Origin of the sequence: Aeromonas sp. LsrichE-8G (assembly GCF_022869435.1) — a bacterium.
In the GTDB taxonomy this organism is placed as follows: domain Bacteria; phylum Pseudomonadota; class Gammaproteobacteria; order Enterobacterales; family Aeromonadaceae; genus Aeromonas; species Aeromonas caviae.
This window is the reverse complement of record NZ_JALIHH010000214.1, coordinates 67,688-68,133: the sequence shown is the minus strand read 5'-3', so window position 1 is coordinate 68,133 and position 446 is coordinate 67,688. Positions and strand designations below refer to the sequence as shown.

1 protein-coding gene and 1 pseudogene are annotated in these 446 nt (G+C 49.6%); both read left to right on the top strand.

Annotated features, from left to right (window positions below; translation table 11 throughout):
* Positions 1-145, top strand: a pseudogene (locus MUW49_RS19330) (transposase); the annotation flags it as partial.
* 76 nt (positions 146-221) lie between these two features.
* On the top strand, positions 222-446 hold a 225-nt coding region (locus MUW49_RS19325; RefSeq protein WP_244813097.1), incomplete at its 3' end, for a transposase.

The window sequence follows — 446 nt, the reverse complement described above, 5'->3', positions numbered from 1 at the left end:
GGTGAAGGAAAGCGGGCTAGCGCCGCTGCAACGATTTGGTCGAAATTTATCGAAATATATGCGGGGGATCCTGGCGAGTGCAAACTACCCGATGCACACGAGTGTGCTGGAAGGGGTGAACAACAAGATCAAAGTGATAAAGCGTACCTGATTACCCATGATTAGCAGTCAGTTACCACGAACTATACTGATCTTACGTACAGTTATCGAGGTGCGAGATCATGGCCAAAAGCAAAATCCAATTCCAGAAAGGCTACAGCCTGTTTGAGTTTCTCAAGGACTATGGCACTGAGGCTCAGTGCGAAAACGCGCTGTTCACTTGGCGTTTTCCTAACGGCTTTGTCTGCCCTGAATGTGCCAACAAGACCTGTTGTCGCCTGAGAAGGCGGCCACGTGTGTGGCAATGCAATCACTGCCGTCACCAGATGTCATTGACTGGAAACACT